The sequence below is a fragment of the Kordiimonas aquimaris genome (genome assembly GCF_025574485.1).
GTDB classification, from domain to species: domain Bacteria; phylum Pseudomonadota; class Alphaproteobacteria; order Sphingomonadales; family Kordiimonadaceae; genus Kordiimonas; species Kordiimonas aquimaris.
The window spans coordinates 130,225-152,691 of record NZ_JAOBPO010000003.1 but is presented as its reverse complement, the minus strand read 5'-3'; the positions used below and the strand labels follow the sequence as shown (position 1 = coordinate 152,691).

The window sequence follows — 22,467 nt, the reverse complement described above, 5'->3', positions numbered from 1 at the left end:
TTAAACCTGCATTATTTCTGCTTCTTTTGCCTGCAATGTTTCATCGATGCTTGCGACGTACTGATTTGTCAGTTCCTGTACTTCATCAGCATACATTTTGTGATCATCTTCGCTAATAGATTTGTCTTTTTCTTGCCGCTTTAGAGTATCCATACCATCGCGGCGAACATTCCGGATAGCAATGCGTCCCTGCTCTGCATATTTTGCGGCAACTTTAGCGAGTTCAGCCCGGCGTTCTTCGTTCAACTCCGGAATAGGAATACGAACAAGTTGTCCATCGAGCATCGGATTAAGGCCCAGCCCGGCATTGCGTATGGCTTTTTCCACAGCCTGTCCATTTGCCTTATCCCAAACTTGTACCGAGAGCATGCGAGGTTCAGGCACCGTTACAGTGCCAACTTGATTAAGCGGCATGCTTGCACCGTAAACGTCAACGACAACTGGGTCCAAAAGGCTCGTGGTTGCCCTGCCTGTCCGCAAGCCAGCAAACTCATGCCGAAGTGCTTCTACAGCACCTTTCATCCGGCGTTCAATATCATCAAGGTCAATCTCATCGTTGCTCATATCGTCTCTCCTAGCCTACAGTTGTGCATGTACCAGCGCCGTTAAGGACATTAACCAGCTCGTTCTCAGTGTGAATAGAAAACACAACGATAGGAATGTTATTCTCTCTACTCAAAGAAATAGCTGATGCATCCATTACCTTAAGGTCTTGGCTTAACACATCCATATAACTTAATTTTTCATATCTTGTTGCACTTAGGTCAAGTTTCGGATCAGCATTGTATACGCCGTCAACTTGTGTTCCCTTAAGTAAGGCGTCACAGTTCATTTCAGCGGCGCGCAGTGCTGCTGCTGTATCTGTTGTGAAGAATGGATTTCCCGTGCCCGCGGCAAAAATAACAACACGCCCCTTTTCCAAATGGCGTATGGCGCGGCGCCGAATATATGGTTCGCTGACACTTGCCATCGGGATTGCTGAGAGAACGCGTGTGTCCACCCCTACTTTTTCTAAAGCGTTTTGCAATGCCAAGGCGTTCATCACTGTTGCCAGCATACCCATATGATCAGCAGTAGAACGATCTAAACCTTCTGCTGCACCTTTAATGCCCCTGAATATATTTCCTCCCCCAACAACGATACATACTTCGGTTCCAATATCTCTCGCCTGCTTAACTTCACGCGATACGCGTGCAGCCGTTTCAGGGTCAATGCCATATGAGCCATTGCCCATTAAAGCTTCGCCAGATAATTTTAAAAGGATGCGTTTGTAGAGTGGTGTCTGAGACATTTTTAACCCTTTTGTTCCTACACTGAATAGTGCTGCCCCCACAGTGTTGTGCAGCTTATCCGCTTAGAGCACTATTGACCACATTTGAATGTGCAGAAAAGTCAATTTTATTAAAATGGATACAAAAAAGGCCCGAGCGGGAAGCTCGAGCCTTTAAATAGAGCAGATTGACTTAAACGCCTGCAGCAGCAGCTACTTCAGCGGCAAAATCATCTTCTTTTTTCTCAAGACCTTCACCCATTTCAAGGCGAACAAATTGAGTAAGTTCAATTGCGGTACCTGCCTCTTTGGCAGCAGCAGCGATAACCTTGTTTACTGGCGTTTCACCATCAATTACGAAAATCTGGTTCAACAGTACAACTTCTTCAAAGTATTTACGCATGCGACCAATAATCATTTTTTCAATGATTTCTTCTGGCTTACCAGACTCGCGTGCCTTTTCAATTTGAACCTGTTTCTCACGCTCAACAAGTTCCGGGTCAAGGTCAGCTTCATTCAGTGATGCTGGGTTTGCCGCGGCGATATGCATAGCTAGTTGTTTGCCAAGTGGTGCAAGTACATCTTCACTAGCTTCTGATTTCAAGCCAACAAGAACGGCAATCTTGCCCATTCCATCAGCAACAGAACTGTGGATATATGTAGCAACAAGGCCAGTATCAACTTCAACGGTTGCTGCACGACGCAATGTCATGTTCTCACCAATTTTAGCAATTGTGTCTGTTAATGTTTCAGCAACAGTTTTTGATGCCCCTGGGTATGTTGCAGCAGCCAATGCGTCCATATCATTGCCTGTTTCCATTGAAACAGATGCAACGCTAGAAACAAATTCTTGGAATTGCTCGTTACGTGCAACAAAATCTGTCTCTGAGTTAATTTCTACAGCGACAGCTTTTGTTCCAGTTGCTTTAACTGCAACCAAACCTTCAGCAGCTACACGGCCAGATTTTTTCGCAGCAGCGGCCAAACCTTTTGTACGCAGCCAATCAACAGCAGCGTCAAGATCACCGTTGTTTTCGCCGAGTGCTTTTTTACAGTCCATCATGCCTGCGCCAGAAATTTCGCGCAGTTCTTTAACGAGAGCGGCAGTAATTTGTGCCATCGAAGGTCTCCTTGCGGTCTCTCATAGAGTGAGTGAAAAATGCATTAAGCCTGAGCATGATATGCGCAGGCTTAACAGCATTGGTTTATTATTCAGCGTCAGCTTTTTTCGCTGGAGCCTTTTTCGCCGCTGGTTTCTTGGCAGCAGCTTTTTTTGCTGGTGCTTTTTTCGCTGGCTCAGCTTTTTTAGCTGCAGGCTTTTTTACAGCAGCTTTTTTTGCTGGAGCCTTCTTCGCGGCAGGTTTCTTTTCTTCTTTTGCTTCTTCAGCTGGTGCAGCTTCTTCTGCTTTAGCAGGAACTTCTTCAACAGCTACTTCTGTTGTTGCTTCTTCTGCTACTGGTTCAGCAACAACTTCTGCTGGTGCAGCCGCTGCAGCACCAAGGTCAACGCCTTTTGCAGCTAAGTCAGCTTGAATGCCGTCAAGAACAGCGCCCGCGACCAAGTCACAATATAGGCGAATGGCGCGCGTTGCGTCGTCATTACCAGGGATTGGGAAATCTACACCGTCTGGCTTAGAGTTGGTATCGATAACACCAATTACAGGTATTTTGAGGCGATTTGCTTCAGCAATTGCAATGTCGTCACGGTTTGTATCAACAACAAACACAAGATCAGGCAGTCCACCCATGTCTTGGATACCACCAAGTGACAGCTCTAGCTTGTCGCGCAAACGTGTCATTTGCAGCGTTTCTTTTTTAGTAAGGCCTGTGTGCTCTTTACCAAGTTGCTCATCAAGCTGTTTCAAACGCTTGATAGATTGAGAAATTGTCTGCCAGTTTGTCATCATCCCACCGAGCCAACGGTGATTGACATAGTACTGACCGCAACGTTTTGCTGCTTCAGCAATGATTGGGGATGCTTGGCGTTTAGTACCAACAAAAAGTACACGACCACCACCAGCGACTACGTCTCTTACTGTTTGCAGAGCGCGGGTCATAAAGGGAACGGTTTGTGACAAGTCAATGATGTGAATACCGTTACGGTCGCCGTATATATACGACGCCATTTTAGGGTTCCAACGGTGGGTTTGGTGACCAAAGTGTACGCCAGCTTCTAAAAGCGCACGCATATCTACGACAGGCATTGCCATAATTCTAAATCCTTTTCCGGTTAATCCTCCACAGGGTTGCGTTAATATGCGTTTAAATACTCATACCAACACCGGATGGCGTTCTACCAACACAGTAGACTGCCGACCCCTGCGTGTGAAGTCGGGGTCCATATAGGCCTGTAAATACTGAATATCAAGCGTTTTCTTAGCTAACTTTATGATTTTACCGTTTCAACCGATAATTCGCGTTCGGTAGCCTCCGAAACGTCATAGCCAGAGTTTTGCAAAATAGTGAGATCAATCTTACGGCCTTTCTTCGAAAACTCTGGCAATATGCGAACAACAGGGGCTTGCTTACTGGCTAAAAGAGCTGCTTTTACTGTGCTGGAACGGGCTAATTTCATAAGGTTTAGGCGCGTTGGAAACATAAGAGGTATTTGGTCGGCTGCCCAGTCAGCTAATATTTCTCTGGGTTTTACCCACCTCGCAGAAATAGCTTCATTTCCGTCATGTTTTTCATAATGACCTATATCTTCAGCCAGGTAAAAATGAGTATCAAAGCGGCGAGGCATTGTTTCCGGAGTTACCCAGTGCGCGAAAGGTACCATTGCATTAAGTGATAACTGTGCATTTTGCTCAATCAATGCAGCTTCGAACGGCTTTGATTTAGAGAGTGTCGCTTTCATCGGATTGTTACTTAAGACAATATCTACTTCTTCGTGAAGTTCGCGTAAGGCTGCGATACGAAAAGCAAAGTCCTTGGGCACTGTGCGCTCATTTTTCAAATAACGCTTCCAGCGCCATAACTGTGTGTCTTGCTGGTCAACCTTTCCGCCTGGAAACACAAATGCACCAGGAGCAAAACGCATGGTCTTGGCGCGCTCCATCATTAAAACTTCCATGCCGGTGCGCCCATCACGTATTAACAATATAGAGGCAGCTGGATATGCTGGCGGTATAGCTTTGTTATCACTCATAAGAAATTTATACTTCTTCAACCGATAATATGCCAATTTCAGCAGCTATTGCCTGCCGCAGCTCTGGTGACACTTTATAACCTCCGGGTAATCTAAATTCCGCAACACGGCTATCCTCTGCGACAGGAAATTTAACAGTTACCCTGCCCTTACCGCCGGACTTTCGGTCTAATACGGCTTTAATAGAATCAAAGCATGCCGGGTCTTCTACATCGATGAACAACCCTTTTGATGATCTGGCTGCCACTTGCTCTAGGGAGTCGATGCTTCGACAAGATAAACCGACGCTATCATCGTCATCGCGGCGCCTGATAGAGACCGCTACAACAACAGGAGCGCCTTCATCAACAAGGCGGCGCATAGTTTCTATATCATCCCCAAAGTACATGAGCTCATAAGCATCTGTACGGTCAGACAATGTCAACCTGCCAAACTTGTTGCCGCGTTTACTTGTCCCTTCCCGGTATCCAGCAATGGCGCCTGCCATGTTAACGGTTTGCCCAATTAGAACGGAGTCAGTCATCACATCTTTCGCTGAAACGATGCGCTCTCGCTCCAGAATGGTCGTATAGGCATCTAGTGGGTGAGCAGAAAGGTAAAAGCCAAGTGCTTTCTTTTCTTGCTCAAGCTGTTCCGTCGGAGTCCAACTTTTTACGATTGGCAATGCTGGACGATCAATTGTTTCCATTGAAGCGTCGGCGAACAAGCTTACTTGATTGCTAGCACGTTCTTCTGCCATACGCTGCGCCATACGCATCAGAATTTCAGCAGCAGCAAAGGCTTGTGAACGACCTTCCAATAGACTATCGAATGCGCCGGCTGATGCCAAGCGCTCCATTTGGCGTTTATTAACTAGTTTAGGGTCAATGCGATCTGAAAAATCAAACATGTCCTTGAAGGGCCCATTTTCAGCACGTTCATGGATGATCGATTCCATTGCTTTTTCACCAACACCTTTGATTGCGCCTAGCGCGTATCTGACAGCAAGGTTGTGACGTGGATCGTCTTCCTCGCAGTATGATTCCGGCATTGCTTCAACAACAAACGATACGTCGGATTTATTGATGTCCGGTAACAGTAAAGGCACTTCCATTCGTTGTAGCTCTTGTTTGAAAGCAGCCAGTTTGTCAGTGTTCCCCATATCCAGTGTCATGATCGCAGCCATGAATTCAGCAGGATAATTAGCCTTCATATATGCCGTTTGGTATGCAACCAAAGCATAAGCAGCAGCATGTGATTTATTGAAACCATATGATGCAAATTTAGTTACGAGGTCAAAAATATAGCTGGCTTTTTCAGCATCAATGCCTCGTTCAACCGCACCATCGCAAAAACGACCACGCTGTTTATCCATCTCCTCTTTGATTTTTTTACCCATTGCACGGCGAAGAATGTCGGCTTCGCCTAGGCTGTAGCCTGACATCAGCTGTGCAATTTGCATCACCTGTTCCTGGTAAATGATAACGCCGTATGTTTCGTCAAGAATTTCAGCTAAAATTTCATGCGGATATTCAACCTCTTCACGACCGTGTTTACGGTCAATGTAGGTTGGAATATTTGCCATAGGTCCTGGGCGGTATAGAGCAACAATCGCGATAATATCTTCAAATTTATCTGGCTTTAGTCCTTTCAATACTGACCGCATGCCTGAGCTCTCAAGCTGGAATACGCCTGCTGCAGTACCCGCTTGAAGCATTTCATATGAAGTTCTGTCGTCCAGAGGCAAGTTATCAATATCAATATCGATCCCGCGTTTCGCGACATATGCAACAGCGCGTTGCAAAACCGTTAGGGTTTTTAAGCCGAGAAAATCAAACTTAACCAGACCCGCCTGCTCTACCCATTTCATATTAAACTGTGTAACTGGCATGTCTGATTTAGGGTCACGGTATAGAGGCACTAATTCATCGAGAGGCCGATCACCGATTACTACACCAGCCGCGTGTGTTGATGAATGGGCATAAAAACCTTCTAGTTTAAGCGCGCGCTCCATAACACGGCGTGTAAGCTCATCTGAATCAATCTCTGATCTAAGTCTTGGTTCGCCGTCGATTGCTTCCTGCAATGTTGTTGGTGCAGTTGGGTCATTGGGTATCATCTTTGACAGGCGGTCTGTAGCGCCGTGCGGCTGTTGAAGAACCCTGCCACATGCTTTCACAACTGCGCGAGCTTGTAATTTTCCGAATGTAATGATTTGTGCAACACGGTCATATCCGTATTTTTTTTGCACATATTTTATTACCAATTCACGTTTGTCCTGACAGAAATCAACGTCAAAATCTGGCATTGATATACGTTCTGGATTTAAGAAACGTTCAAACAGCAGCGAAAATTGTAATGGGTCAAGATCGGTAATTTTAAGCGCCCAAGCAACAACAGAACCTGCGCCTGAGCCACGACCAGGACCGACAGGAACATCATTATCTTTCGCCCATTGTATGAAGTCAGCAACGATAAGAAAATAACCCGGGAAACCCATCTGATTAATCACATCAAGCTCAAAATCTAACCTATCCCAATATTCTTTTTCCCACTCTTGATCATTGCCGGCTTTTAGCTTTTCAATTTTAGCTTTTTTATCGAGGCGTTGTCGCAGGCCATCTTTCGAGTCTACGCGCAGCATGTCCGCTTCAGATACATCAAGGCCGCTGGTAAAGTTTGGCAATAACGGGTCTATAATGTCGACTTTGAAATGGCAGCGTTGTGCTATTTTAATAGTGTTTTCAATCGCCTCTGGTAAGTCAGAGAAAAGAGTGTTCATTTCCTCTGCTGTTTTAAAACGATATTCAGCATTAAGTTTACGTCGCTCGGTTACCGCAACATATGTGCTTTCTGCCATGCATAGAAGGGCATCATGTGGCTCATACATATCAGGGCTAATGAAGTATGGTTCATTTGTCGCTACGATCGGGACATTGTGTTCGTAAGCTAAGTCTAGAAATGCATCTTCGGTTGCATTTTCTTCATCAGTCCCATGGCGCATGATCTCGCAGTAAAGTCGATCATCGAATAAAGCTTTAAGGCGCAAGAAACACGATTCTGCTTCTTCTGATTTTCCGGATAATAGCAAGCGTCCAACCGGGCCTTCTGGGCCACCTGAAAGACATATTATGTCACTTGTAAAGTTCTCAAAATCTTCGATATTAAAATGAACACCTGACTGTGGATCGCTCTCTAGGTGAGCTTTCGAAACTATTTTCATCAGGTTCTGATACCCGACGTTAGATTGAGCAATTAGGACTAGCTTGCTTGTTTCGTCATTGGCCTTTGATGCTTTTTTTGAAATTTCTTTAGTGCCACAAGGTGTGCCAACAGTTATGGTCACACCAATTATTGGCTGTATTCCCGCTTCGGCAGTGTAAGTAGAAAATTCCAGTGCACCAAACATGTTATTTGTGTCTGTAACGGCAACTGCGGGCATATGATGCCCTATGCATTGCTTAATCAAGTCTTTGACGTGAATAGCACCTTCAGACAAAGAATAAGCCGTATGCACACGTAGGTGTACAAAATCAGCATAGGGCATAAAGAATTACTCCAAACAATTACTGCCAAGCGGCCAGCATGGCCCCAACTAAGGTCATGGCAACAGTTGTGCTACCAAGATGAATGATAAAATGCCGTGTTGTTTTACTTTCGAACGCATAATTTGGGAATGTAGCAGCACCAACAATCAACAGCGCCATAAATGCGCCAGAAATCGCACCGTGTATCCAGTCTGCGTTTGTTATTCCCATCATATTAAAGAGAAATGCCATACCAAAGGTAAGAAATAGCGAAGCGATGAAGCTTTTAATCATGGCACCTGTAGGGCTACCTGATGCTTTGACTTCTTCTTCAGTCATACCCATTTCTTCAAGCCAGGCTTTGCCTGCTATCGGGCCGTACCAAAGGCCACCAACAAACATATATATAATTCCGCCAGCAAAAACTGCTAGCCAATTAATTTCAGCTAAAATACTTGTCATTATTCCCTCTCCCAAGATGAGGCATGAGATTAACGCGGTTCGGGAGATGGCTCAAGTGTGATGGTTCATTCCGAACGCAAAATACCTTCTCGCAAGAAAAGTTGCCTATCCATTTTTGAGGCCAGTGATTTGTCATGCGTAGCAATGAATGCTGAAACGCCAAAATCACGAACAATTTCAATTAGCAACTCAAACACTTTAGTCGCGGTTTCTTCGTCCAGGTTTCCTGTTGGTTCATCAGCGAGGATAAGTTTTGGCTTTGTAACAAGAGCACGTGCAATAGCAACACGCTGCTGCTCTCCGCCAGATAGGCGAGCAGGCACGTGATCAAAACGTTCCTTTAAACCAAGACGTATGAGAATATCAGTTGCAGACTGCGTCGCTTCTTTATCGTTAAAGTTGGCTATTCGTGCCGCTAATGCGACATTCTCAAGTGCTGTAAATTCAGGCATAAGGTGATGAAACTGATATATGAAACCAAGCTTTTCTCGCCGCACTTGAGTCCGCCGGTCATCATTGAGACCTGCTGTATCCTCAGAGTCTATCGACACATTGCCATTACTTGGTTGGTCTAAAAGGCCTGCAATTTGCAATAAAGTGGATTTCCCTGATCCAGAGGCACCGACAAGTGCAACAAGTTCACCTGCGTTGATGGTGACATCTATACCTTTGAGAACATCAATTGTTTTGTAACCCTGCGTGAAGGTGCGGGTAATTTCCTTAAGTTCTAATGCTATTGTGTGTTCCATTTTAAAGCCTACTCATACCTGAGAACCTCAACCGGATCGAGTTTGGCTGCCCGTCCTGCCGGAACAATAGTTGCCAGAAATGTGAGGATTATGGCGAGGATTAGCGTTAGAGAGGTTTCTGTCCAGTCAACGATAGCGTCCAGTTCGCTCAGAAAACGAACCGATGGATCCCACACATTGATGCCAAGTATCGTTTCAACGCCGTACTTCAATTCATCGACATAGTAGATTGATGCAGCGGAAAGTAATGCACCAAACATAATCCCGGCCAAACCGATGACAAGACCAACGGTTACAAATATGCGTCTTATCGACGCGCTCGTAGCGCCCATGGTGCGTAAAATGGCGATGTCGGCTCGTTTGTCTTTCACTAACATAAACAAACTGGAAGCAATGTTGAAAACAGCTACCAATATTATGAGTGACAGAACGATAAACATCATGACACGTTCTGACTGCAGTATGCCAAATAAGGCAGAATTGAAGCTACGCCAACCACGTACAAACGCGCGGTTGCCTGTTATTTCCTGCATTTGGGGAGCCAATTCATCTACCATGTTGGGGTCATCAAGAAAAAATTCGATATTGGTAACCGTATCGCCCATGCGGAAAAACCGCTGCGCTTCAGAAAGGGGCATACCAACAAAGCTTTCGTCAAACTGATAAACACCAATCTCGACGATTGCCGAGACTGGATATGCAAGGTATCTGAGTGTTGAACCAAACGGTGTAGCTACACCGTTTGGGCTGACAATAGTAACTTCATCGCCAACGTTAACCCCTAGATTTCTTGCTAGCTCCACACCGAGAACAACACCTCTATCTTCAAGTGTTGATTCAAGAGTGCCTGATACTACACTGGTAACATTCAGTTTATTTTCCTTAAAGTGATCATCAGGTAAGCCGCGAACCAATGCACCAAGCGCACGACCACGGTTAGTTAACATCACTTGTGACTCGCTAAATGGCAAAGCTGATACGACCCCTGGTATGGCTGAGAGCTCATTTGTCAGGTTTTCATAATCAGCGATTTGGCCGCCGTATCCTTGCACAAGAACATGACCATGATAGCCGAGTATTTTATCAAGCAGGTTTACGCGGTAACCGTTCATGATCGACATTACAAAGATAAGTGCCCATACGCCGATAGCAATAGCGATGGCTGAAAGTATAGCATTCAACGATATAAACCCGTCCGAAGGTGGGCGTAGAATGTAACGTTTAGCAACTGCAACTTCATAACCGCGAGCAAGCAATGAATGTTCCTTTATCTAATTATGAAGCGAGTTTTGACGCAATATCATTGATGGCAACTTCTTGTTTTTCGCCGGTGACACGGTTCTTCAATTCCGCTACGCCATTTTCCAGCCCTCGTTTACCAAGAGCTATCTGCCATGGTAGCCCGATAAGGTCCATATTGGTAAATTTAGCCCCTGCTCCAACGCTTCTATCATCATAAAGTACTTCAACGCCTTTTTCCTGAAGCTCTTCATATATAGTATCGCAAGTTTTTGTGCAGTTTTCATCTTTAGGGCCAAGGTTCATCAGGCCAACCTTGAAAGGTGCAACGGCTTCTGGCCAGATAATACCGTTATCATCATGGCTAGCTTCAATGATTGCACCAGCTAACCGTGAAACACCAACACCATATGAGCCCATTTGAACATCAACAGGTTTTCCCTCCGCATTTTGAACTGATGCCCCCATAGGTTTCGAATATTTATCACCAAAGAAAAATATATGCCCAATTTCTACACCGCGTCCTTTAATAAGACTGTCATCACTTACGGGGCAATTAGTGTCATCGTGCATTTCTTCTGTGGCAGCATAAAGGCTCGTCCATTGGTCCACAATGGGTTGAAGGTCGTCACCGAAGTTTGGTTGAACCGCTAGTGGGTCAAACTTATCGAAGCCTTTATCAAAGAAAACTTCGCTTTCCCCAGTGTCTGCCAGCACAATAAACTCATGGCTCAGATCGCCACCAATTGGCCCTGTGTCGGCACGCATTGGAATGGCCTTTAGGCCCATACGCGCAAACGTACGCAGGTAAGCAACAAACATAGCATTATATGACTTCACACCATCCTCTGGTGTTAAGTCAAAACTGTACGCATCTTTCATCAAGAATTCACGCCCACGCATGACACCAAAGCGAGGTCGGATTTCGTCGCGAAATTTCCACTGAATATGATAAAGATTTATAGGCAGGTCTTTGTATGACTTGATTTCCCTGCGGAAAATATCCGTTATCATTTCTTCATTTGTTGGCCCAAAGAGCATGTGCCGTCCATGACGGTCTTCAATGCGCAGCATTTCCTTGCCATAGTCTTCGTAGCGACCGCTTTCCTCCCAGAGTTCAGATGATTGTATTGTAGGCATCAGCATTTCGATTGCCCCTGCCTTGTCTTGCTCTTCACGAACGATAGCTTCTATTTTTTTCAAAACGCGCAGTCCGAGTGGTAGCCAGCTATATATACCTGCGGCTCCTTGGCGCACCATTCCTGTACGCAACATCAACCTGTGTGAAGCTATCTGCGCTTCTGCAGGAGTTTCTTTAAGTGTTGGCAAAAAATAACGGCTTAAACGCATGATAAATACATTTCCAATTAGATACGCTAAATAATAGTGCTTCTTTTGGCCTTCAATGTAAATTAACGCAATGAGTTTTATGATTATCTCGCATTTTAAGTGGGACGGCAATGTAACATGTTGCTATCGGGTATGTTGTAAATCAGTCACATCATTTGAAAAGAAAGCTGAACATTGATGACGTCGAAGCAGATGTCAGGTGACAACATCAATATCATTTTCTACGAATGTAGTGCACAAGCGGTTATACGCTAACGTGGTCCACGCTCAGGGAGGACGGGTGCTTCATACGGTAGGTTGCGATATACGCGATAAAAACCACTGTCTGGATATTTAAAAAAGCAAGGCATTTTAGCCTTGCTTTTTTATTATGTATTACATTCAAAACTACCGAAAATTTATAAGATCTGACGTGGCTAGAAAGTAATATGCGATGGTAAGCGCCGCAGCGATTACACTTGTTACTTTGGCTTTTGTTTTCAAATTCGGATTAACAGGAGCGCTCTCAGGGCTACCCTTAACCATATCTTCAGGGCTTTCGTGTTGGGCTTTAACGCCGACAGGTAGTGCTGCAAAAAACACCATCCACCACGCAATAACGTAAACAAGAATAATGGTTGCAGGATTCATGTCTACACCTGTTCAATTTCAACCAAAGTGCCGCAAAAGTCTTTTGGATGTAAAAATAAAACTGGTTTGCCGTGCGCGCCAATCTTGGGCTCGCCGTCGCCAAGAACACGAGCACCCTCTGCCTTTAACTTATCTCTTGCAGCGATAATGTCGACGACCTCGTAACAAATATGATGCATGCCACCATCTTTGTTTCGTTCAAGGAACTTTGCAATTGGTGAATTTTCACCGTAAGGGTGCAAAAGCTCAATTTTAGTATTCGGTAAATTTACGAATACGGTTGTTACACCATGATCTGGTAGGTCTTTTGGATCAGAAACATCGGCCCCTAGCGTTGAGCGGTATACTTCGCTTGCAGCAGCAAGGTCTGGTACTACTATTGCAATATGATTTAGATTACCAATCACATGTATTCCCCTTGAATATAACTATGCAAATTCAATTTCATCTTGCCGTGTTATCAATACTCCCACACCTGGGTTCTTACCGATAGAGCTGCGACAAATACGCCGGATAGCAACGCGCACTGTTTCTTCGACGCTGTTATTATCTTGGCGTTTTTTGGATGACATTCGTTCAATAGCACCTTCGACAGCATCTAGAAGTGTATCGTATAATAGCTCCGGTATTTTTGCAGGTAGCCCCAAAATTGCAAGTTGAGGTTCTGCCGAAACAACACCGTCATCTGCTATAATAAGGCTTACAGTCACAAACCCCTGCTGACTGGCCCGCCGTCTCTCTGTAACAGCAAAATTACCTGCTTCAGTAACGACATCACCATCAAGAATCAGCCGGCCAACCGGCGCTTCATCAACAACAAAAGCACCTTCAGAAGTAATCTCAATAACATCGCCGTTCTTTGGCGCTAGTGCATGTTTAACACCTTGCGCGCGTGCAAAAGCAGCATGTTTGAGTAAGTGTCTAGCTTCTCCATGAACAGGTATAGCTACTTTAGGCCGTGTCCATTCGTACATTTTAGCGAGCTCAGCCTGCGCAGGATGCCCCGATACATGGACAAATTCGTCTTTTTCAGTAATGACATTAATTTTGTTCGCAGCAAGTGTATTGAAAAGCTGGCCAAGTGTGAGTTCGTTCCCAGGAATTATTTTCGAAGAAAAGATAACATTATCGCCTTCGGAAAGCGTAAGGTGACGATGTTCATCGCGTGCTATACGCGAAAGTGCCGCTCTGCTTTCACCCTGACAGCCTGTGCAAACGATAAGTACTTTGTCGCGCGGGATATGCGCTGCGTCTTCTTCGTTCATCATTGGCGGAAAATTGGACAGATAGCCCGTTTCCATTGCGGCCTTACTAATGCGCTGCATGGAGCGCCCAAGAAGTACGAGGTGCCTACCAGTCTGTCGAGCCACTTCACCAACTGTATCCAGTCGCGCAACATTTGATGCAAACGTAGTGATTATAATGCGACCAGTCATTTCCTTGCACAATGCAATTAAGCTGTCGCGCACCGCAAGCTCAGAGCCTGATTCGCCAAGGTTAAACACGTTAGTTGAATCACCAACCAGCGCAAGAACCCCCCCTTCTCCCAGCGCCTTTAGCTTGGCAGATGGACAAACAGGTCCGATCAATGGATTATCATCAAGTTTCCAGTCACCTGTATGAAAAAGTGTACCTTTACCTGTTTTAATAACCAAGCCATGCCCTTCAGCAATGGAGTGTGCTAGCGCAAGATATGTGATCTCGAAGCTGCCTAGTTTAAACGCTTCATCAGCTTTAACAACATGGAGCTCAACACGATCGGTCAGTCCTGCTTCTTGAAGCTTGTCACGCACTAAAGCCGCTGTGAACGCGGTAACATAAATAGGGCATTCAAATCTGTCCCAAATATATGGAATTGCACCAATATGATCTTCATGTCCGTGGGTCACTACCAGCCCAAGTAATTGATCTTTCTCACTTGCGATAAAGGATGGGTCAGGAAAGACGAGATCAACGCCGGGAAAATGATCGTCCGCGAATGACATGCCACAGTCAACCATGAGCCACTTACCTTTATGGCCGTATAGATTCAAATTCATGCCAATTTCGCCGGATCCACCTAATGGTAGGAATAGCAAACGATCATCGTTAGTTGAAAAATAAGCCAAATTAGCTATTCCGTTCGTAAATAAGGCGAAGGCCTTCAAGCGTTAATTCGCCAGAAACTTCATCAATTGCGTCTGTTCTATTTGCAAAAATAGGCGCAAGCCCACCAGTGGCCAAAATCTTCATATCTTCACGATGCTCAGCCTTGAGCCGATCTACTAATCCTTCAATCATGCCAACATAGCCCCAAAAAACACCAAATTGCATAGCTTCTTGTGTTGTCTTACCTGTAACACGATCTGTGTCGGGTGCAATTACGGCAATACGAGGTAATTTTGCTGCGGCCTGATGAAGAGCTGAGAGAGACAGGTTTATACCAGGACATATTAATCCACCTAAGTACGCACCGTCTTCTCCAACAACATCAAATGTTGTAGCAGTTCCAAAATCAACGATAACAAGCGGCGCGCCGTATATTGCATTGGCTGCAACAGCATTTACAAGGCGGTCAGCCCCTACTTCTTGCGGATTGGTTATTCGTACGTCTACGCCGAGGTCGATATCTGGTGCACCGACAATCATGGGCTTGCAGTTAAAATACTTTTTACATAACTGTGTAAGAGGCCAAACAACCTGAGGCACAACACTCGCGATAATTGCACCTTCAACATCATCTGTTTTACGATTATGCAGCGCCATCAGCTGACTAATCCAAACCATATATTCTTCAGCTGTACGTTGGTCGCCAGTTGAAATACGCCATTGTTCCACAATGTTTTTGCCATCAATCAATGCAAAGACAGTGTTTGTGTTGCCTGCGTCAATGGTTAACAACATCTGTGTGGTCCTTTTCTTCCTAGTGCTTAAAATCAGGCTTACTTAAAAACGTCACCAGCATATATTTGCTTTGATGAGCCGTCATCCAGCTTTAGTTTTAAGGCACCATCAGGCGCAAGTCCCATCACTCTGGCGTGAAAAGTAGCGTCATTTGTACGAATCTCTCTGCGATTGCCAAGGCCCCAAGCACATGCACTCCATTCTTCAACCAGCAACGACATCTGGTCTTGCGTCCACGATTGCAATCGTTCTGCTAAGTTTTTGGCAAGTTTTTTAAACACAGTTTGCGGGCTTAAAGTTTTATCCAGAATATCTGTAAGCGATGTCGCAATAAACTGTGTGCCTGAAGGCGTGTGTGCAAGGTTTACACCGATACCAATAACGATAAAGCCTGTATTGCCCGCGTGGGCTGTACTGCTTTCAATTAAAATGCCGCTTATTTTTTGTTCATTGACCAAAACATCATTCGGCCATTTGCATTTTACCTGTTCAGGGTGGCAGCCAAGAGCGATAAGGGTGTCACGTAAAGCTAGGGCAACAATAAACGGTAGAGGTGTTATATTCGACAATTGAGCGGAAGGTTGAAAAAGGTAAGAACAAAATAGATTACCGGTTTCTGATGTCCATGGCCGGCCTCGACGACCTCTGCCTGCATTTTGTTTGCCAGCTATGAACCAACTGGGCACAACTTTACCTTTGTTTCCAGCTTCTACCGCAAGGGTATTGGTGCTGTCGCATTCAGGTATGAAAAAAGCATTAGTGCCTTGTGGCACCAATGCTTCCCAATTTGTGTTTGTACTAGTCGTCACTAAAATAACAGAGCGCCGGATGCCCATGCAGCGGCTGCCACAAGTGGTGAAATCAGCAGAAAACTAACAGGCGAATTCAATACCGCAGCAGCACCGACAACAAATGAAACTGCGCCGCCGTGTTCGCCGTCAAATGAAGCGGTTGGTTCATCAAAGAACATAATCTTGATGACACGTAGGTAGTAGTAACAGGCAACGACACTTGCAAGAAAACCAATAATTGCTAGTGGAATTAATCCTGCTTCCACGGCAGCAAGGAAAATATACCATTTACCAAAAAAGCCGGCTAGCAAAGGAATGCCAGCTAATGAGAACATAAATATCGCTATTGCTACGGCCATTGGTTTATTAGTTTGCGATAAACCGGCTAGGTCATCAATGTCCTCAACCATACCTTCGGGTTTACGCATAGATAAGATGGCAGCAAATGCACCTAGTGTCATTGTCAGGTATATTGCAATGTATACCATTAGTGCTTCGATACCGCCTTGTGTGCCGGCAGCAAGCCCGACAAGAGCATAACCTATATGCCCAATAGATGAATAAGCCATCAGGCGCTTAATGTTTGTTTGTACAAGGGCAACAAACGCACCAACTAACATGGATGCAATTGAGATAAAGATAATAACCTGTTGCCATTCATGCGTAAGGCCAGGAAAACCGTTAATAAGAACACGTACAAGCAAGGCAAGTGCTGCAACTTTTGGTGCTGCCGCAAAAAAAGCAGTGACCGGTGTTGGTGAACCTTCATAAACGTCTGGTGTCCACATGTGGAATGGCACGGCTGATATTTTAAATGCCAATCCTGCCAGCAAAAATACCAGGCCAATAACAATACCAATTGCTGGCGTTCCGTCACTACGCAAACTTGTTGCAAGCACATCGAACTCTGTTGTCCCTGCAAAGCCATATATTAGTGAGATACCATATAACAACATGCCTGAACTGAGCGCACCTAATACGAAATATTTCAGACCAGCCTCAGTTGAGCGCAAACGATCACGGTTCATCGCCGCTAGTACGTAAAGTGACAAGCTTTGTAGTTCCAGACCAATGTACAAGCTCATGAGATTGTTGGCTGAAATCATAATCATCATACCAAGCGTGGCAAAAATGATAAGTATCGGGAATTCAAATTTAGCTATCTTGTGTTCAGTAAGAAACTTTCCAGACAACAATATCGCAACGCCACTACCAATATAAGTTAATGTTTTCATGAATACCGCAAACGCATCGGTTACGAACATACCATTAAAGGTAGTTTGTCGTTCACCGCCAACTTGGGTGAACATTAATAGTGCAGCAATCGCAAGTAACAATACTGATAGGTTTGCAACTTGTTTATAGCTTTTGTTACCTTGAAATACGCCGAGCATTAGCAAGATCATTGCGCCAATCGCCAAAACAATCTCTGGCAGTACTGGCAATAATTCGGGAATATTACCGTTCATCGGTATGCTCCTTAACGGCCAACCGCAGCGTCAGGAGTTACATCCTGAGCGGCATGGCCGACATTATTCGAGAAACGTGTTTCAATTAGATTTTCAACTGTGGCATGCAACGGATCAAGGAAACTATTTGGGTATATGCCCATCCACAAGACAACAGCCACTAGTGGTGCAAATATGATTTTTTCCCTCAACGACAGATCAGGCATAGCCTTTACATCGTCTTTATCCAATGGGCCATAGATAAGGCGTCGAACGAGATACAGCATATATGCTGCACCAAGAATAACACCAAAAGCGGCAAAGAAGGCAATCCAGCTATTATAGGCAAAGCTACCGTTAAGGACTAGGAATTCGCCAATAAACCCGCTGGTTCCGGGCAAACCAATCGATGCCATTGAAAACAGAACAAAAATAACGGCGTACATTTTCATATTATTGGCAAGGCCGCCATAGCGACTGATTTCACGAGTGTGCAATCGGTCATAAATTACACCAACAGTCAGGAAAAGAGCACCTGAAACAACACCGTGGCTTAACATGGTGAAAATCGCGCCCTCAATCCCGTTTGGGTTAAGAACAAAAATACCAATTGTTACAAAGCCCATATGAGCAACAGATGAGTAAGCGATAAGCTTCTTAATGTCTTCTTGTACTAACGCTACAAGCGATGTGTATATAATAGCAATAATAGACAACGCAAATACAAGCCATGCAAATTCGTGCGTAGCATCCGGGAACATAGGCAAACTAAAACGCAAGAAGCCATAGCCGCCCATTTTCAGTAGTACACCAGCAAGAATAACTGAACCCCCTGTTGGGGCCTGTACGTGCGCATCAGGAAGCCACGTGTGTACAGGCCACATTGGCATTTTCACTGCGAAAGATGCAAAAAATGCAAGCCACAGCCATGTTTGCACACCTGGCGCAAAATCATAATTCATCAACACAGGAATGTCTGTCGTGCCCGCTTGCATGTACATATACAGCACCGCAACCAGCATCAGAACCGACCCTAAGAGGGTGTATAAGAAGAATTTGAAACTTGCATAAATACGGTTGGCACCACCCCAAACGCCTATGAGCAGGTACATTGGGATGAGGCCACCTTCAAAGAAGACATAGAATAGGAAAATGTCCAGCGCTGAAAACACGCCAATCATCAATGTTTCAAGAATAAGAAACGCAATCATGTATTCTTTAACGCGTGTAGCAATTGCTTCCCAGCTTGATAGTACAACAATTGGCATCAGGAAGGCTGTCAGCACAACAAACAGGACAGATATACCATCAACGCCAATATAGTAGCTGATGCTATCCCCAATCCAGTCGTGTTTCTCGACAAACTGAAAATCGGCAGTGTTATTGTCAAACCCAACCCATAGGAAGATGCTCATGACAAAAACTGTTATTGTCGTCAGTAAAGCTACGGACCGTATATTGCGGTCGGCAATGTCCTGATCTTTATGGTTAATCATTAGAATAACCAAAGAGCCAACAATCGGAGCCAACATCATTAAGGTCAGCATAGGAAAACTATCTAAAAACATACTTGGTCCCAACCCTTAATGCGTGCCGCTTTGTGTCATGAACCAAGTCACGACGACAGCAAGGCCAATTATCATCGCAAATGCATAATGATATACATAACCAGTTTGTAATTTACGTACCCGACCAGCAACATTAGCCACCAATGATGAAACACCGTTAGGTCCAAAGCCGTCAATCGTGTCTTCGTCGCCACGCTTCCAGAACATACGGCCAAGCCAGAAGGCCGGGCGAATAAATATCAGATTATAAAGTTCGTCGAAGTACCATTTGTTCAAAAGGAAGGCATATAGGCCGTCCCATGTTTTGGCCGTGCGTTGAGCAATATCAGAACCGCGCATGTAAAACATTATGGCAATGAACAAACCAAGGAACATGGCAATGAACGGCGCTGCTTTTACTGCAAATGGAACATGATGAGCGGCATCAAGAACATCACCAGCTGTTGTAATTAGAGAACCATTCCAGAAAGCGAAACGTCCATCACCAACAAACGCATCATAGAAAAACGCACCTGCGCCAAATGCACCAACGGCCAAAATCAGAAGAGGTATGACCATTGTCCATGGCCCTTCATGTGCGTGATCAAATGTATGATCATCTGCACGCGTTTTGCCATGGAATGTCATGAAAATAAGACGCCAACTATAAAAGCTGGTCATCAATGCAGCAAGTATACTGAGAACGAAGGCAAATTCAGCACCTTGGCGATCTGCAGCATACGCAGCTTCAATAATCATATCCTTTGAGAAGAAACCTGAGCCAAGATAAGGGACGCCGGTTATTGCCAAAGTGCCGATAATCATAACGATATAAGTAATGGGGATTTTTTTATAAATTCCCCCCATTTTACGCATGTCTTGCTCGTGATGCATTGCGTGGATTACCGACCCTGCGCCAAGGAAAAGAAGTGCTTTGAAGAAAGCATGTGTAAATAGGTGAAAAATAGCGGCACCGTATGCAGAAACGCCGAGCGCAAAGAACATATAGCCAAGCTGCGAACATGTTGAATAAGCGATCACACGCTTAATGTCGTTCTGCACAAGACCAACACTTGCTGCAAATAATGCTGTTGCCGCACCTACATATGTAACAACAGTCAAGGCAAATGGTGAAAACTCGAACACGGGACTAAAGCGTGCCACGAGGAACACACCAGCTGTTACCATCGTTGCTGCGTGAATAAGTGCAGAAACAGGTGTCGGACCCTCCATCGCATCAGGCAACCATGTGTGAAGACCAAGCTGAGCGGATTTACCCATTGCGCCTATAAACAGAAGTAAGCAGATCACCGTGATAGCGTGATACTGTGAACCAAGAAATACAATTTCTGTTTGTTCGTAATTTGCAATGCTGGCAAAAATAACATCAAACTCAACGGAGCCGGTAAGTAAAAATACACCGTAAATACCAAGAGCAAAGCCAAAATCACCTACACGGTTAACAACAAACGCTTTAATTGCAGCAGCGTTTGCACTTGGTTTCTTAAACCAAAACCCAATTAACAAGTATGAAGCAAGGCCTACACCTTCCCAACCAAAGAACATTTGGACCAGATTGTCTGACGTAACCAGCATCAACATGGCAAATGTAAATAAGGATAGATAGGCAAAGAAACGCGGCTTGTCTGGATCTTCCGACATATACCCCATTGAGTACCAGTGCACGAGCGCTGACACTGAATTAACAACAACCAGCATTACCGCGGTCAATGTATCAATTTTAAATGCCCATGAGAAAGATAACGTGCCGGAATTAACCCAATCCAGGACATGAACAGTATGCTTGTTGCCGCCTAGCGCAACATCAGCGAATGCAAACCATGACAATAATGCAGCAATTGAAACCAACAGTGATGTCAGGATCTGGCTGGTTTGATCACCTAGTTGACGACCAAACATACCAACGACCAGAAATCCTATAAGCGGCAGGAAGACAATAGATTCAAAGAACATAACCCTACCCCTTCATTTGGTTGATATCTTCAACCGCAATGGAACCGCGGCTGCGGAAATATACAACAAGAATTGCTAAACCAATTGCAGCTTCAGCAGCTGCAACGGTCAATATAAACATGGCAAACACCTGTCCAACCATGTCTCCAAGAAATGTGGAGAAAGCGACCAAGTTGATGTTAACTGCCAGCAGCATCAATTCCACTGACATCAAAATAATGATGACGTTTTTCCTATTAAGGAAAATACCGAATATCCCAAAAACAAACAGGATCGCGGCAACAGTCAGGTAATGTCCTAGCCCAACGCTCATATCAGCGCCCTAACCTTTCTTCTGCGACAGGGAAACACCTTTGCCGCTTTCTACGTCAACGAGTTTAAATGCATCGGCTGGTTTCCTGAGGTTTTGTGCGCCAATGTTTTGGCGGCGCACACCTGGACGATCACGCAATGTCAGTACAATTGCACCGATCATGGCGACCAGAAGGATTAAGCCGGATGTTTGGAATACAAAAATATAATCAGTGTACAGCAGATGCCCCAATGCTTCAGTGTTAGTGGTATCAGTCAATGTTGGCGTAGGCGCAGAAACATTTTGAGCGACATTGTCACCGAAGTTCCATGCGACGCCAAGTGTGAGCAACTCACCAAGCAAAACAAGACCAATCAAGCCACCTAGAGGGAGGTGCTGCAGCATCCCTTTTCTTAACTCTGTAAAATTGATGTCGAGCATCATGACAACAAATAAGAACAATACTGCTACGGCGCCTACATAAACGACGATCAGCAACATCGCCAGGAACTCTGCCCCCATGAGCACAAATAGGCCTGCGGCAGAGAAAAATGCAAGGATGAGCCAAAGAACACTATGGACAGGGTTTTTGGCGGAAATAACCAATAAACCTGACGCCACAGTAATTGAGGCAAACAAGTAAAAAATAAGATCGGCAAGCGCAATATCCATAAGACTATCTTTCCTTACCTATACGGCGCATCAGCAAGCAGGTTTGCAGCGATTTCTCGCTCCCAACGCTCGCCGTTCGCAAGTAGTTTATCTTTGTTATACAGGAGCTCTTCGCGTGTCTCCGCAGCAAACTCAAAGTTTGGGCCTTCAACAATTGCATCGACAGGGCATGCTTCCTGACAGAAGCCGCAATAAATGCATTTGACCATATCAATGTCATAACGTGTTGTGCGCCTTGAGCCGTCTTCTCTTGGTTCTGCCTCGATGGTAATGGCTTGTGCCGGGCATATAGCCTCACAAAGTTTACAGGCAATACAACGTTCTTCCCCGTTAGGATACCGACGCAGAGCATGCTCGCCGCGAAAACGAGGAGATAATGGGCCTTTTTCATAAGGATAATTAATTGTATGTTTTGCGCGGAAGAAATACTTCAAAGACAACCAGAATGCGGAAATAAATTCTCGCAACAACAGGCTATCTAACGCACGAATTACAGTAGTCATTTT

Annotated in this window: 20 protein-coding genes and 1 pseudogene; all 21 read right to left on the bottom strand. The window is 44.9% G+C overall.

The window, feature by feature from the left end; genetic code table 11:
• Positions 1–564 (bottom strand): ribosome recycling factor, encoded by a 564-nt coding sequence (gene frr, locus OEU88_RS10435; RefSeq protein ID WP_262695108.1) that lies wholly within the window; start codon positions 562–564, stop codon positions 1–3.
• 10 nt (positions 565–574) lie between these two features.
• Positions 575–1,291, bottom strand: coding sequence for a UMP kinase (gene pyrH / locus OEU88_RS10430; protein ID WP_262695107.1), 717 nt, complete (start codon positions 1,289–1,291; stop codon positions 575–577).
• Positions 1,292–1,463: 172 nt separating this feature from the next.
• Complete coding sequence (gene tsf, locus OEU88_RS10425; RefSeq protein WP_262695106.1) at positions 1,464–2,390, bottom strand: translation elongation factor Ts; 927 nt, start codon at positions 2,388–2,390, stop codon at positions 1,464–1,466.
• Between the two features lie 307 nt (positions 2,391–2,697).
• Positions 2,698–3,480, bottom strand: a pseudogene (rpsB, locus tag OEU88_RS10420) (30S ribosomal protein S2); the annotation flags it as partial.
• A 176-nt stretch (positions 3,481–3,656) separates the two neighbouring features.
• Positions 3,657–4,418: an NUDIX hydrolase gene (locus OEU88_RS10415; RefSeq protein ID WP_262695105.1), complete on the bottom strand. Its 762-nt coding sequence runs from the start codon at positions 4,416–4,418 to the stop codon at positions 3,657–3,659.
• Between the two features lie 7 nt (positions 4,419–4,425).
• On the bottom strand, positions 4,426–7,944 hold the full coding sequence (dnaE, locus tag OEU88_RS10410; protein WP_262695104.1) for a DNA polymerase III subunit alpha: 3,519 nt from the start codon (positions 7,942–7,944) through the stop codon (positions 4,426–4,428).
• 19 nt (positions 7,945–7,963) lie between these two features.
• Positions 7,964–8,386 (bottom strand): DUF1761 domain-containing protein, encoded by a 423-nt coding sequence (locus OEU88_RS10405; RefSeq protein WP_262695103.1) that lies wholly within the window; start codon positions 8,384–8,386, stop codon positions 7,964–7,966.
• A 65-nt stretch (positions 8,387–8,451) separates the two neighbouring features.
• Complete coding sequence (locus OEU88_RS10400) at positions 8,452–9,135, bottom strand: ABC transporter ATP-binding protein (RefSeq protein ID WP_262695102.1); 684 nt, start codon at positions 9,133–9,135, stop codon at positions 8,452–8,454.
• A gap of 8 nt (positions 9,136–9,143) precedes the next feature.
• Entirely contained in the window at positions 9,144–10,391 is a 1,248-nt protein-coding gene (locus tag OEU88_RS10395; protein WP_262695101.1) for a lipoprotein-releasing ABC transporter permease subunit, read from the bottom strand.
• Positions 10,392–10,410: 19 nt separating this feature from the next.
• Positions 10,411–11,724 (bottom strand): proline--tRNA ligase, encoded by a 1,314-nt coding sequence (proS, locus tag OEU88_RS10390; RefSeq protein WP_262695100.1) that lies wholly within the window; start codon positions 11,722–11,724, stop codon positions 10,411–10,413.
• Between the two features lie 387 nt (positions 11,725–12,111).
• On the bottom strand, positions 12,112–12,354 hold the full coding sequence (locus OEU88_RS10385; RefSeq protein WP_262695098.1) for a DUF1467 family protein: 243 nt from the start codon (positions 12,352–12,354) through the stop codon (positions 12,112–12,114).
• Between the two features lie 2 nt (positions 12,355–12,356).
• Positions 12,357–12,761, bottom strand: coding sequence for a methylmalonyl-CoA epimerase (gene mce, locus OEU88_RS10380; RefSeq protein ID WP_262695097.1), 405 nt, complete (start codon positions 12,759–12,761; stop codon positions 12,357–12,359).
• Positions 12,762–12,782: 21 nt separating this feature from the next.
• Complete coding sequence (locus tag OEU88_RS10375) at positions 12,783–14,462, bottom strand: ribonuclease J (protein WP_262695096.1); 1,680 nt, start codon at positions 14,460–14,462, stop codon at positions 12,783–12,785.
• Between the two features lies 1 nt (position 14,463).
• Entirely contained in the window at positions 14,464–15,237 is a 774-nt protein-coding gene (locus tag OEU88_RS10370) for a type III pantothenate kinase (protein WP_262695095.1), read from the bottom strand.
• Positions 15,238–15,275: 38 nt separating this feature from the next.
• A complete protein-coding gene (locus OEU88_RS10365) occupies positions 15,276–16,010 on the bottom strand; it encodes a biotin--[acetyl-CoA-carboxylase] ligase (RefSeq protein WP_262695094.1) in 735 nt (244 codons plus the stop codon).
• A 35-nt stretch (positions 16,011–16,045) separates the two neighbouring features.
• A complete protein-coding gene (gene nuoN / locus OEU88_RS10360) occupies positions 16,046–17,497 on the bottom strand; it encodes an NADH-quinone oxidoreductase subunit NuoN (RefSeq protein WP_262695093.1) in 1,452 nt (483 codons plus the stop codon).
• Positions 17,498–17,508: 11 nt separating this feature from the next.
• The gene (locus OEU88_RS10355) at positions 17,509–19,044 is read right to left on the bottom strand and encodes an NADH-quinone oxidoreductase subunit M (RefSeq protein ID WP_262695092.1); all 1,536 of its coding nucleotides are present in this window, start codon (positions 19,042–19,044) and stop codon (positions 17,509–17,511) included.
• Between the two features lie 15 nt (positions 19,045–19,059).
• Positions 19,060–20,997 carry an NADH-quinone oxidoreductase subunit L gene (nuoL, locus tag OEU88_RS10350; protein ID WP_262695091.1) on the bottom strand — a complete coding sequence of 646 codons (1,938 nt, stop codon included), beginning with the start codon at positions 20,995–20,997 and terminating at the stop codon, positions 19,060–19,062.
• Between the two features lie 4 nt (positions 20,998–21,001).
• Positions 21,002–21,310 carry an NADH-quinone oxidoreductase subunit NuoK gene (gene nuoK, locus OEU88_RS10345; RefSeq protein WP_262695090.1) on the bottom strand — a complete coding sequence of 103 codons (309 nt, stop codon included), beginning with the start codon at positions 21,308–21,310 and terminating at the stop codon, positions 21,002–21,004.
• Between the two features lie 9 nt (positions 21,311–21,319).
• The gene (locus OEU88_RS10340; RefSeq protein WP_262695089.1) at positions 21,320–21,961 is read right to left on the bottom strand and encodes an NADH-quinone oxidoreductase subunit J; all 642 of its coding nucleotides are present in this window, start codon (positions 21,959–21,961) and stop codon (positions 21,320–21,322) included.
• A 14-nt stretch (positions 21,962–21,975) separates the two neighbouring features.
• Entirely contained in the window at positions 21,976–22,464 is a 489-nt protein-coding gene (gene nuoI, locus OEU88_RS10335; RefSeq protein ID WP_262695088.1) for an NADH-quinone oxidoreductase subunit NuoI, read from the bottom strand.
• Positions 22,465–22,467: the final 3 nt, after the last annotated feature.

Excerpts from the sequence above, each read along its gene's own strand:
- nuoI (WP_262695088.1), bottom strand. The coding sequence starts at position 22,464 with ATGACTACTGTAATTCGTGCGTTAGATAGCCTGTTGTTGCGAGAATTT.
- OEU88_RS10405 (WP_262695103.1), bottom strand. The coding sequence starts at position 8,386 with ATGACAAGTATTTTAGCTGAAATTAATTGGCTAGCAGTTTTTGCTGGC.
- OEU88_RS10340 (WP_262695089.1), bottom strand. The coding sequence starts at position 21,961 with ATGGATATTGCGCTTGCCGATCTTATTTTTTACTTGTTTGCCTCAATT.
- OEU88_RS10400 (WP_262695102.1), bottom strand. The coding sequence starts at position 9,135 with ATGGAACACACAATAGCATTAGAACTTAAGGAAATTACCCGCACCTTC.
- dnaE (WP_262695104.1), bottom strand. The coding sequence starts at position 7,944 with ATGCCCTATGCTGATTTTGTACACCTACGTGTGCATACGGCTTATTCT.
- OEU88_RS10355 (WP_262695092.1), bottom strand. The coding sequence starts at position 19,044 with ATGTTTTTAGATAGTTTTCCTATGCTGACCTTAATGATGTTGGCTCCG.
- OEU88_RS10370 (WP_262695095.1), bottom strand. The coding sequence starts at position 15,237 with ATGTTGTTAACCATTGACGCAGGCAACACAAACACTGTCTTTGCATTG.
- proS (WP_262695100.1), bottom strand. The coding sequence starts at position 11,724 with ATGCGTTTAAGCCGTTATTTTTTGCCAACACTTAAAGAAACTCCTGCA.
- pyrH (WP_262695107.1), bottom strand. The coding sequence starts at position 1,291 with ATGTCTCAGACACCACTCTACAAACGCATCCTTTTAAAATTATCTGGC.
- tsf (WP_262695106.1), bottom strand. The coding sequence starts at position 2,390 with ATGGCACAAATTACTGCCGCTCTCGTTAAAGAACTGCGCGAAATTTCT.
- frr (WP_262695108.1), bottom strand. The coding sequence starts at position 564 with ATGAGCAACGATGAGATTGACCTTGATGATATTGAACGCCGGATGAAA.
- nuoL (WP_262695091.1), bottom strand. The coding sequence starts at position 20,997 with ATGTTCTTTGAATCTATTGTCTTCCTGCCGCTTATAGGATTTCTGGTC.
- nuoK (WP_262695090.1), bottom strand. The coding sequence starts at position 21,310 with ATGAGCGTTGGGCTAGGACATTACCTGACTGTTGCCGCGATCCTGTTT.
- nuoN (WP_262695093.1), bottom strand. The coding sequence starts at position 17,497 with ATGAACGGTAATATTCCCGAATTATTGCCAGTACTGCCAGAGATTGTT.
- OEU88_RS10385 (WP_262695098.1), bottom strand. The coding sequence starts at position 12,354 with ATGAATCCTGCAACCATTATTCTTGTTTACGTTATTGCGTGGTGGATG.
- OEU88_RS10415 (WP_262695105.1), bottom strand. The coding sequence starts at position 4,418 with ATGAGTGATAACAAAGCTATACCGCCAGCATATCCAGCTGCCTCTATA.